An 11,417-nucleotide genomic window follows, 5' to 3' on the forward strand; every position below is an offset into this window, starting at 1 on the left:
CCACCTATCCGTCCAGTTGCGCCCTCAGGGTTTGCACGCCCCGCCGCGACCAGCTCACTGCTCCAACGCGATCGGCGATGTAGAGGGGCCGCTGCTTTTGCCGAAACCAGGTGGCTACTGCCTCGCCAACAGGGCCGGAGCTGATGCCCGCCTGCACCTGAAAGCGCTCCAGCAAGTCCAGGATCACGGATCCCCCATCCCACCACAGCCAGTCGATCTGGGCCGGCAGCAGGGGGGATCCGGTCAGCTCAGCCTGGACGTTGGTGCCGGCGGATCCCAAGAGCAGCCAACGGGATCCCTCCGCCTCCAGGGTCAACACCAGAGGGTTGGTGTGGACAGCCTGCAGCTTCAGCCGCTCCGAAAAAGGGATCCAATCCGCAGGCCGCAAGACTTGATAGGGGATCCCGGCTGCTTGCACGGCGCTGAGGGAGCGCAGGTAGCTGTCCGAGGCGGCATTGACGCCGCCCCCATCCCAGAACTGCCCGATGGAGAAAGCCGAAAGCAGGATCTCCCAGCCCCCATTGGCCGAGCCGGCAGAGGTCATGGCCACCGCCCCCTCCAGACGGCGCAGGCCCTGCTGCCGCAAAAAGGGCAGCACCGTGCGCTCGGCCAAGCGGGGATCGCCGCTGTTCAGTAAGAGATGGCGTCCTTCGGCTTGGATGGCCAGGATGGGGATACGGCCACTGGCCAAAGCCGTGATCTGAACTGGCGGCCCCGGCCACAGCCTCGGCCCCAGCAGGATGGCAGCCATAACCAGAGCAGTACCCTGCCAGCGGAAAGCCCGCCGCCAGCGGGGCCAAAAGGTTAGGGCCACCAGCGCCCCGTAGAGGAGCAGGCACTGCAGCAACGAGACCCTGCCGGTGTAGTAGGAGCTTAGGGGCCAGCTGGCCATCCAGCTCACCCAGTTGATCAAAGGCGTGAGCAAAAACGTCAAGGGCTGGGCTAGCAGGGATCCCAGCCCCGGCCAGATCAAGGCCACCAGGGCCGCCCCAAACCCTGCCACCAGCAGCGGCACTACTAGAAGCAATAGCAGCGGGTTGGCCAGCAGCGAGTAGGTGGGGATGCGGCCAAAGATAACCACCTGTAGCGGCAGGGTCCAGATCTGGGCGGCCAGCGGAACGGCCAGAGCGGTAGCCACCGCCGGCGGCAAAAAGTCCAGCCGGGACACGATCGGCGCCGTCCCCACCAGCAGCCCCAAGGTGGCGGCAAAGCTAAGCTGAAACCCCAAGTCCGTAATCCACAAGGGCTGGTAGATCAAGAGCAAAACTGCCGCCACCAGCAGCGTCCCCAGGGGGTTAAGCCTGACTTTTCCTTCCAGTCTGGGCTCCGTCAGTACCAGCATGGCCGCCACCCCCATCACCGCCGCCCGCAACACCGAAGGCGTAAACCCCGTCAAGGTGAGGTAAATCCCCAAGACCGCCAGGAGGATCCCTTGCTGCAGGCGCACCGGCAGCCGCCGCGTCAGGACGAACACCACCCCCACCAGCAGCGACACGTGAAACCCAGAGGCCGCCAGGACGTGGGCCAGGCCAACTTCTCGAAAGGCATCCTGCAAATCAAAGTCCAGTTGAGCAGCGCGGGATCCCAGCACCAGGGAAGCCAAGAGGTTCCCCTGCCGCTCCCCCAGCCCGGCAATGAACGCCTCCCGCACCCGCCGCCGCAACACCCAACCTCCCCAGCCCCTCCCGCCCGGTTGGGGAATCACCTCGCGAGCGCTGAACCCCGCAAAAGCCCCCTGCCGCTGCAGATAGACCTGAAAATCAAAGCTGCCTGGGTTCAGGGCTGGACTGGGAAGGTAGAGGGATCCCGTCAGGCGCACCCGCTGGTTGGGATGGAGATCCTGGCTTGGGAGAGCTTCAGGGCTGGCAGTGACGTAGAGCTTGCCGCTCACCTGGCGAGCGGTGGAGTTGGCCTCCAACACCTGCTCCGCCTCAAGCCAAAACTGCCGCCGCTCGCTGCGGGTGGGACGGGGCTCCGCAAGAACGGTGCCCACCAGGCTCATCTGCGGCTGTGGGGCCAGCAGGCTAATATCCGTCGGGCCGGGAACCGGCTGCCGCCAGCCCAGGTAGGCCCAGGCCAGGCAGCCCACCAGACCCATCGCCAGCCAGGTGCGGGCCAAACGCGGTCGTCGCCGCCACCCCAGGGATCCCACCAATCCCAGCCCCAGCGGGATCCCCCAGCCCCAGCCGCTCACCGCCGGCCAGGCCCGCAGCAACAGGCCCAGGATCCAGCCCAGCCCCAGCAGATAGGTTCTTTCCATGTTTCCGCGGCACGTTTGCCCCCACTGTACTGTCCCGCTCAGGCGGGATCCATGGCGTTGTCTTAACCTTGCTCGCCTGCCAAAAAATCGTATTAAAGGATACTCTTTCTCGCCCCTGGCAAAGGGAGTGTAGATTAGGGCTGTTCGCGTGGCGAGCTGTTCAAGTGCTTTGCAGCACCAGGTAGGGCTCGCAGATGCCGAGGAAGTTCCCCGAGCCAACCTTCTCAGATAAGCAGCAGTCGTCTGTTCCCCTCTCTACCGTTTTCCTTGAACCCTATGCGCATTCGATCCATCCGCGTTCTCAGTGGCCCCAACTACTGGAGCATCCGTCGTCACAAGCTGATCCAAATGCGGCTCGATCTGGAAGACCTGCGGGAGCGCCCCACCAACACCATTCCGGGTTTTAAAGAAAGGTTGCAGACCTTGTTGCCGGGACTGTGGGAACATCAGTGCTCCCGCGGCTGCTATGGGGGATTCTTGCAACGGGTGGAAGAGGGTACCCTCATGGGCCATGTGGTGGAGCATGTGGCTTTGGAACTGCAGACCCTGGCCGGCATGAAAGTGGATTTTGGCCGCACCCGCGAAACCTCCACCCCCGGCACCTACAACGTCGTCTTTGAGTATCAGGAGGCAGAAGCCGGGCGCTTTGCCGCCAAAGCTGCAGTGTATCTCTGTCAGGCCTTGGTGGATGGAGAAGACTACCGCCGCGACCTGGAGCTGGACATCCAAGAGTTGCGAGAGATCCGAGAAAACGTCCGCTTCGGTCCCAGCACCCAAGCTCTGCTGGATGAGGCCGCCCTGCGCGGCATCCCCTATCTCCGCCTTAACAAGGGATCCCTGGTGCAACTGGGGTACGGAGTCTACCAAAAGCGCATCGAAGCCACCACCACCGAAAAAACCAGCATCATTGCCGCCGACCTGGCCGCCGACAAACGGGCCACCAAAGAACTGCTGCAAGACATGGGGATCCCGGTGCCCAAGGGCTACACCGTGCGGCGTCGCAGCGAGTTGGCGGCCACTATCGAGGATGTGGGGGGCTTTCCGGTGGTGATCAAGCCCCTCAACGCCAACCATGGCAAGGGCATCACCGTCAACATCACCAGCTTGGAGGCCGCCGAGATCGCCTACGATGCGGCCAGCCAGTACTCCGATGTGGTGTTGGTGGAACAACACCTGGTGGGGGATGACTACCGCCTGCTGGTGATCAACAACAAACTGGTGGCCGTGGCCAAACGGATCCCAGCCCATGTAGTGGGGGATGGCCGCTCCACCATTCAAGAGTTGATCGATGCGGTCAACCGGGATCCGCGGCGGGGGTTTGGTCACGAAAACGTGCTGACCCAGATCAGCGTTGACGACATGACCCTGCGCATCCTGGAGAGCAAAGGCTACACCCTGGATACCGTGCTGCCCGAAGGAGAGCATTGCACCCTCAAGTCCACGGCCAACCTGAGCACCGGCGGCATTGCCGTCGATTGCACCGATATCATCCACCCCTACAATGCCTTTATTGCCGAGCGGGCAGCTCAGATCATCGGCCTGGATGTGGCGGGCATCGACCTCATCTGCCCGGACATCGCCCAGCCCGTCAACGAAACCGGCGGCGGCATCGTCGAAGTGAACGCCTCTCCGGGTTTGCGTATGCACCTGGCCCCCAGCGAAGGGATCCCGCGCAATGTGGCCGAGCCCATCATCGACATGCTCTTTCCCCCCGGCAGCCACACCCGTATCCCCATCCTGGCCGTCACCGGCACTAACGGCAAAACCACCACTACCCGCCTGATCGCCCACATCCTCAAAGGTATCGGCAAGCGGGTCGGCTTTACCACCACCGACGGCGTTTACATTCAAAACCATCAAATTGCCAAGGGAGACATGACCGGCCCCCACAGCGCCCGCCTGGTACTGCGGGATCCCACCGTAGAAGTGGCGGTGCTGGAAACGGCACGGGGCGGTATCTTGCGGGAGGGTTTGGGGTTCCCGGAATGCGACATTGGCGTGGTGCTCAACGTAACCTCAGATCACCTGGGGCTGGGGGACATCGAAACCCTGGAAGACATGGCCCGCGTCAAATCGGTTTTGGTGGAGGCGGTACACGAGCGGGGCTACGCCGTCTTAAATGCCGACGACGGCCTGGTGGCCGCCATGGCCGCCAACGTCAAGGCGACGGTGGCCTATTTCAGCATGAACCCGGAGAATCCCCTCATTCAAAAGCACATTGCTTCCGGGGGCACAGCGGCTGTTTATGAAGAGGGTCACATCTCGATTTTGAAACGGGGCTGGAAACTGCGCATCGAAGATGTAACCAACATTCCCCTCACCCTCTCCGGCAAGGCCAGCTTCATGATCCAAAATGCCCTGGCCGCCACCCTGGCCGCCTTCCTGCACGGGGTTTCCATCGACGACATCCGCATGGCACTGGGCACCTTTACCAGTTCTGTGGCTCAAACCCCCGGTCGGCTCAACTTGTTCGATGTGGGCGGCTACCAGGTGTTGGTGGACTACGCCCACAACCCGGCAGGCTACGAGGCCATTCAGAGCACCCTGGAACGCTGGGATTGTCAGCGGAAGATTGGCGTGATTGGCGGCCCCGGGGATCGGCGCAACAGCGATCTGAGAGAGTTGGGAGTCCTGGCGGCGCGGATGTTCGACCGAGCCATCGTCAAAGAAGATGATGACCGGCGGGGACGGGAGCCAGGCGAAGTGGCCGCTCTGATCCGGCAGGGTTGGGAACAGGAAAAGGCAGGGGATCGCTTGCAGGAGATCCTGGATGAGGCAACTGCCATCGAAACTGCTTTGGAAAAGGCCGAACCCGGAGACCTGGTGGTGATCTTTCCGGCAGACGTGCAGCGCACCATCCAGATCATCACCCGCTTCCAAGACAAGCTTAACCCCAAACCCAGTTACCGTGGCTCTTCCTACAGCATGGGCCCAAACTTGATCTCCCCCAGCCCTGAGGGCAAACCGTCTTGAGCCGGCTGCCGACAACTCCAGAATGCTTCATGGTTGCCAGAAGCATGCCCCCGTTCCCTAAAGAGTATTGGGAATTGAGTGGGCGGAGATGGCCCATAACCCCCCGGCGGCGATATCCTGGGTTTAGGCTTGCCAGGGCCAGGCTGGCTCAGCTTGTCTTTTGGGGAGGAGCAGGTGTAGAGACTCCATTCCGTTTGTGCGAACGGTTCAAGGGATCCTCGCTTTTTAAGGCTCTTTTAAGGAACCTTAAGCGTTTCTAAAAAAGCTCAAAGAGGGCGGACAGAACGTTAGGGATCCCAAGCGACTTTGGGAACATCGTTAGGGTAATAGTGGGCTTCGCAAGGTAGGGAAACCGCACATGGACAGCGCGTTGCTGCAAGCAGCTCGTCAGATCTATCAATTTCATCTCCAGCATCGACCGGAGGTGCTGGAGCAGCCGCCGCGGGGTGTGGTCATCCACCGCCGTACCCTGAGAGGGGATCTGATCTTTTCTGAGTTTCCCATTCTGCTGCCCCAAGAAACCTTTATTCCGCTGCAGCAGTTGGAGCCGCTGCGGTGAGGCAGAAGGGCTCCTCTCCCGTTCTTCTCCTGCCCTTTTGAAGTGGTTGCCATGCTCAACCTTCTCTCCTGCTACGCAGCGCTTGCGCAATGTGGCTGAGCAACGCCGACGCGAACGGCATCTGGGAGCTGCGCCTGTTGGGCTGGGTGCTGGTGTTGGTGCTAGGAGCCTGTGTGGGCAGCTTTCTCAATGTGGTAGTCTATCGCCTGCCGCGGGGCCTCTCTCTGCTCTATCCTGGATCCCATTGTCCCCACTGCAAAACACCGCTGGGCCCGACGGAGAACATCCCCATTCTGGGCTGGTTCCTGCTGCGGGGCCGCTGCCGCCACTGCGGTGCGCAGATTAGCTGGCGCTACCCTGCCGTTGAAGCCTTGACCCTGGGGCTGTTTGGCCTCAGCATCGCCATCTTGGGTTTTTCCCCCCGCGGGATCCTCACCTGTGTCTTGTTGGGCTGGCTGCTGGCCCTGGCGCTGGTTGATCTGGACACGTTCTTGCTGCCGGAAGCGCTCACCCGCTCCGGCTTGGTGGCGGGGCTGCTGGCCCGCTTGGCGCTGCCCTGGCTGGAAGGATCCGGATCCCTGGCGGCCATGGGCCTGTCGCTGGTGGCCGGGATCGCGGGGGCCGTGTTGGGCATTTGGTTGCTGGAGGGCATTGGCTTTGTTGCCCGCTGGGTTTTGCAGCGGGAGGCCATGGGCGGAGGAGATGGCAAGCTGCTGGCTCTGATCGGCATGTGGCTGGGCTGGCAAGGAGTCGTGGTGACTCTCCTTTTGGGTTCCGGCTTCGGCTTGCTGGGCAGCCTGCTGGCCATGACCAAAGGAAAGGCCCGCCTGGGCAAACCCATCCCCTTCGGCCCCTACTTGGCTCTGGGCGGTGCCGTGGCCGCCTTGGCGGGATCCCCCCTGGTGGAAGCCTACCTGCACTGGTCGGGGTTGCTGGGGTAGAACTCCCGCACCCCTCTTCCAGTGGCAACGGCGCCAACGATCGGCAGGGATCCCCTTTGGCCCCTATTCCACCCCCTCGATCCGGTCTTCCACTTCTTGGTACAGCTCCTGCAGGCGCTCAATATTGGCCTGGGAAGTCTGCCAGTAGCCACGCCCGTGCACCTCCAACAGGGATCCGACGATGCGCCGGAAGGAGTGGGGGTTGAGGTTCATCAGCCGCTGCCGCATCGCCTCGTCCTTGATGAAGGTCTCGTTGGTTTCCTCGTAGATCCAGTTGTCCACCGCGCCTGCCGTGGCCGACCAGCCGGAGGTGTTCACCAGCCGCTTGGCGATCTCCCGCACCCCTTCGTAGCCGTGCTTGAGCATGCCCTCATACCACTTGGGGTTGAGCAGCTTGGTGCGAGCATCAAGGCGGATCGTCTCGCTCAGGGTGCGGATCTGGGCGTTGGGTGTGGTGGTATCCGCCATGTAGGCCGAGGGGGCCTTGCCGTCCGGGCGCAGGCTCTGCACCAGCTTGGTGGGATCCGAGTCGAAGTAGTGGCTGACATCCGTCAGGCTGATCTCCGAGGAATCCAGATTCTGGAAGGTAACGTCCACCGTTTTCAGGCTGGCCTCAAAAAGCTGCCGCATCTGCTGGTTGGGCAGATTGGAGCCGAAGGCAAAGGACTTGCGGGATAGATACATCTCCCGCAGCTCGCTCTCGTCTTCCCAGGAGCTGTTTTCCACCGCCAGGTTGATGTTGGCCGAGTAGGAGCCGGAAGCGTTGGAAAAGACCCGCGTTGCTGCCTGCTCCAGCGTCAGCCCCAGCTCCTTGGCCTGCTGTAGGGCGTGCTTGCGCACAAAGTTCAGCTCCAGCGGCTCGTCGGCCAAGGCCGCCAGCTTCACCGCCCGGTCGAGGAGAGCCATTTGGTTGACAAACAGATCCCGGAACACCCCCGAGCAGTTGACCACCACGTCGATGCGGGGCCGCCCCAGCTCCGCCAGAGGGATCAGCTCCACCTTGTTCACCCGCCCCAGGGCATCCGGCTTGGGACGCACCCCCAGCAAACACAGCACCTGGGCTAGCGATTCCCCATAGGTCTTGATGTTGTCCGTGCCCCAGAGCACCACCGAGATGGTTTCCGGGTACCTGCCGCCGTTGGCGCTCAACTCGCGGGCCAGCAGCCGCTCCACCACGATCTCCGCCGACTTGATGGCCGCTGCCGTGGGGATGGACTGGGGATCCAAAGCGTGCAGGTTGCGCCCCGTCGGCAATACATTGGGGTTGCGGATGGGATCCCCGCCCGGCCCCGGCAGGATGTACTCCCCTTCCAAGGCCCGCAGCAGCGATCCCAGCTCGTAGTCAGCCGTAATTTGCTTAAGGCACTCTTCCAAAAACTCGAACAGAGGCTTGAGCAGCTCTGCATCCACCTGGGGATAGCCTGCCTCCTTGAGGGCCACCAGCCAGGGCGCCTGCCGCCCCATGTTGAAGAAGTTGAGCTTAGCTACCCTGGAGACCCGCCCCTGGGCGTCGGTTTGCTCCTGCACCAGGGCCGCCACTGCCTTGTGGCAGGCCTTGTTGATGCGATCCAGCAGCTCCGTATCCGCCAGGTGCCCCCGATCCCGGTTGCGGTAGATCTCGTCGATATCCCGGCCTAGGCTCTGGGCAATAATGCGAGGCAGGCCAAGGATCCCTTCTTCTGGGCGGTCAATGCTGGCGATGCTGACCAGCGTGGCGATGGCTTCCTCTGCGGTAGGGGGCGCCCCGATCACATGCAGCCCACAGGGCAACAGCCGCGACTCGATCTCCATTAGCTTGGCGTAGAGCTGGCCCACCACCGTGTCCCGTTCTTCCAGGGTGAGCTGGCCGGCATCCACCGTCGGCAGCTCCACGTCCTTGTCCAGGTTGACCAGGCGCGCCTTGTCACAGATGGCGTTGACAATGGCAATGCCCCGTGCCCCCTCCCGCAGGGTTTGGTAAGAGCCAATCAACTCCCGCAGCTCCTGCAACCCCTTGTAGAGGCCGGCATTTTCTGCCGGCGGCGTCAAGTAGCTGATGGTGCAGGCGTAGCCGCGCCGCTTGGCGATGGTGGCCTCGCTGGGGTTGTTGGCCGCGTAGTAGTACAAGTTGGGCAGGGATCCAATCAAATTATCCGGGTAGCACTCGCCCGACATGCCGATCTGCTTGCCCGGCATGAACTCCAAAGAGCCATGGGTGCCAAAGTGCAGCACCGCATCGGCTCCCCAAACTTTCTCCAAATAGGTGTAGTAGGCGGCAAAACCGTGGTGGGGGCTGGCCGACCTGGAAAAGAGCAGCCGCATGGGATCCCCTTCGTAGCCAAAAGTGGGCTGCACCCCGATGAACACGTTGCCAAAGTGCTTGCCGTAGATGAGCAGATTCTGCCCGTCGGTGTTCAGGTGCCCCGGCGCCGGCCCCCAATATTTTTCAATGGCTTTGACATAGGGCGTCAGGGCCTCGTATTCCCGCACCGACAGCTTGGCAGCCACGTTCAGCTCCGGGCTGGCGTACTGGGCCTGGGCATCGTGCAGGATGGCCTCCATCAACTCCTGCGGCGTTTTGGGCAGCTCTGGCCCCAGGTCATAGCCGTTGTGGGCCAGCGCCTGCATGACGCGGTGGATGGAAGCAAACACATCTAAGTAGGCCGCCGTCCCCACATTGCCCTTGTCCGGCGGGAAGCTGAAGACGGTGATGGCGATCTTCTTCTCCAGCTTGGGCTTACGCCGCAGATTGGCCCACTTGATGGCCCGCGCCGCGATCAGCTCAATCCGATCCTGTAGAGCATGGGCCTTGCCGGTGGCCGCGTCCCGCCCCGAGAGGATGATGGGATCGATGGCCCCGTCCAGCTCAGGGATGGCAATCTGCAGCGCCACCTGCACCGGGTGCAGGCCCAAGTCACTAGTGGCCCATTCCTCTGTGGATTGAAACACCAAGGGCAGCGCCACCATGTAGGGGCGATTGAGCCGTTGCAGCGCCTCCACGGCTTTGGGGTGATCCTGCCGCGCCGGCCCGCCCACCAGGGCAAACCCCGTCAGCGACACCACCACATCCACAATTGGCGTCGTCTTCTGCTCGTTCCAGAAAAACTCGTTCACCGGCTTGGAAAAGTCCAAGCCGCCGGCAAACACCGGCACCACCCGCGCTCCGCGCGACTCCAGCTCTTGCACCATGGCCACGTAGTGGGCATCGTCCCCCGTCACCAGGTGGGTGCGCTGCAGCACCAGCCCCACGCAGGGAGCCAGGGGATCCTTCACGTCTTCTGGCAGATCCTCGCGGGCGTTGTACCAATCCCAATACTCCGCCAGGCTGGCAAACATCTGCGGCGCCAGCGGGTGCCAAATGCCCATCTCCAAATAGGTGACCGGCTCGGCAAACTTAACCTGATCCCGCATCCCCGGCAGGTAGCGATCCGCCAGCATCAGCAAAAAGTTCTCCAGGTTCTCGCGGGATCCGCCCAGCCAGTACTGGAAGCTGAGCATGAAGTTGCGGGCATCCTGGGCCTTGTCAAAGGGCAGGTACTTCAACACCTTGGGCAGCGTCTGCAGCAGCTTCAGCATCCCCTCTTGGAAGTTGGATCCCTGTTGGCGCTTGCGCATGAACTGGGCAATGGCGCTCTTGGATTGGCCCAGTTGCGCCATGGAAAAGGATCCCAGCTTATTAAGGCGCATCACCTCTGGCATGGAGGGGAACACCACCACCGCATCCAGCCGCTCCCGCAGGGGTTCTACTGCCTGTACCACCTTCTGGGCAATGTCCTCAATGAAGATCAAGGAGCCGATAAAGACATTGGCCGTCTCCAGATCCCGCTGGAAAGCCTCATATCCCGCGGGATCCCGCAGCTCTTCCACCAAGTAACCAGACAGCTCCACCGCCAGCTTGGGGTTCTGGGCATTGATGCGCTGCACCGCCGCCGTCAGGGCACTCTGATACTGCGGCTCCAACACCACGTACACCACCTTCATCAGTCGGCGCCCCCCCAGCTCAGCAGGGGTTACGTGGCGGGTGATGGGCTTAACCAGAGTAAACATGCAGTCGCTCTCCCTTGTGCAATGCAAAAAAGCAAGTGGGCCGGGAATGGGCATTCTTCCCTAGCGCCTGTTTCCCGTTCTACCAGAGAAACGGAACTGGGTTCGTTAAGAGCCGTTACACATGTAACAATTCGCAATTTACCAGCTCCACTCCCGCTCTGCCTTGGGATACTTGCGCTCCAAAGCAAAGGGCAATATAGACAGAGCCGTATCCTTATTCCAAGTCCTGCTGATGTTGTCGCTTGACCCAGAGCAAGTGTTCTTGCAAAGGTTCCACTAGGGTTTCTGGCAGCATCGTTAACCGGCTCTCCATCCCTTTACTATTGCGAATCGCCAGTTGCCGTTGGGCAAAATCCACATCTTTAACCCGGAGCTGCTGAGCTCCTGCCAACCTCGAGCCACTGCCATACAGCACCTGCACCACCAAGCGATAGATCCCAGACAGATGCACAATGACAGCCTTGACCTCCTCAGGGGTTAAGACCGTAGGCAAATAGCTTGAGCGCATGGCTCGTACGGCGTCTAGGTCAAGGTCTAGCTCCAGATGCAAAACTTCTCGGTAAAGGAACAACAGCGCACTGAGAGCTTGGTTCTGCGTGGACGCCGCCACCCTCTCCTCCACCGCTAAGTGGGTTAAGAAGGCATTGATCTGCTCGCC

General features: G+C 61.8%; 6 protein-coding genes. 3 read left to right on the forward strand and 3 right to left on the reverse strand.

The features are described 5' to 3' along the window. Positions 1-4: 4 nt before the first annotated feature. The gene (locus NW853_RS00125) at positions 5-2,260 is read right to left on the reverse strand and encodes a ComEC/Rec2 family competence protein (protein WP_414347073.1); all 2,256 of its coding nucleotides are present in this window, start codon (positions 2,258-2,260) and stop codon (positions 5-7) included. 276 nt (positions 2,261-2,536) lie between these two features. Between NW853_RS00125 and cphA the strand changes: the two genes are divergently transcribed. The 3 genes from cphA (at position 2,537) to NW853_RS00140 (ending at position 6,733) form a co-directional block, all read left to right on the forward strand. Further along, positions 2,537-5,233 carry a cyanophycin synthetase gene (cphA, locus tag NW853_RS00130; protein WP_414334332.1) on the forward strand — a complete coding sequence of 899 codons (2,697 nt, stop codon included), beginning with the start codon at positions 2,537-2,539 and terminating at the stop codon, positions 5,231-5,233. A gap of 358 nt (positions 5,234-5,591) precedes the next feature. After that, the gene (locus tag NW853_RS00135; protein WP_414330572.1) at positions 5,592-5,792 is read left to right on the forward strand and encodes a hypothetical protein; all 201 of its coding nucleotides are present in this window, start codon (positions 5,592-5,594) and stop codon (positions 5,790-5,792) included. 89 nt (positions 5,793-5,881) lie between these two features. Then, positions 5,882-6,733 (forward strand): prepilin peptidase, encoded by an 852-nt coding sequence (locus NW853_RS00140; RefSeq protein WP_414334331.1) that lies wholly within the window; start codon positions 5,882-5,884, stop codon positions 6,731-6,733. 63 nt (positions 6,734-6,796) lie between these two features. Here NW853_RS00140 and NW853_RS00145 read toward each other — a convergent pair whose 3' ends face one another. After that, positions 6,797-10,759, reverse strand: coding sequence for a magnesium chelatase subunit H (locus tag NW853_RS00145; RefSeq protein WP_414347075.1), 3,963 nt, complete (start codon positions 10,757-10,759; stop codon positions 6,797-6,799). A 214-nt stretch (positions 10,760-10,973) separates the two neighbouring features. Next, the coding region (locus tag NW853_RS00150) for a phage integrase N-terminal SAM-like domain-containing protein (RefSeq protein ID WP_414347077.1) at positions 10,974-11,417 on the reverse strand (444 nt) is incomplete at its 5' end.

Source organism: Synechococcus sp. H55.11 (assembly GCF_047462475.1).
Lineage (GTDB): Bacteria > Cyanobacteriota > Cyanobacteriia > Thermostichales > Thermostichaceae > Thermostichus.

Coding starts and splice junctions, on each gene's coding strand:
- NW853_RS00140 (WP_414334331.1), top strand. CDS start 5,882: ATGTGGCTGAGCAACGCCGACGCGAACGGCATCTGGGAGCTGCGCCTG.
- cphA (WP_414334332.1), top strand. CDS start 2,537: ATGCGCATTCGATCCATCCGCGTTCTCAGTGGCCCCAACTACTGGAGC.
- NW853_RS00145 (WP_414347075.1), bottom strand. CDS start 10,759: ATGTTTACTCTGGTTAAGCCCATCACCCGCCACGTAACCCCTGCTGAG.
- NW853_RS00125 (WP_414347073.1), bottom strand. CDS start 2,260: ATGGAAAGAACCTATCTGCTGGGGCTGGGCTGGATCCTGGGCCTGTTG.
- NW853_RS00135 (WP_414330572.1), top strand. CDS start 5,592: ATGGACAGCGCGTTGCTGCAAGCAGCTCGTCAGATCTATCAATTTCAT.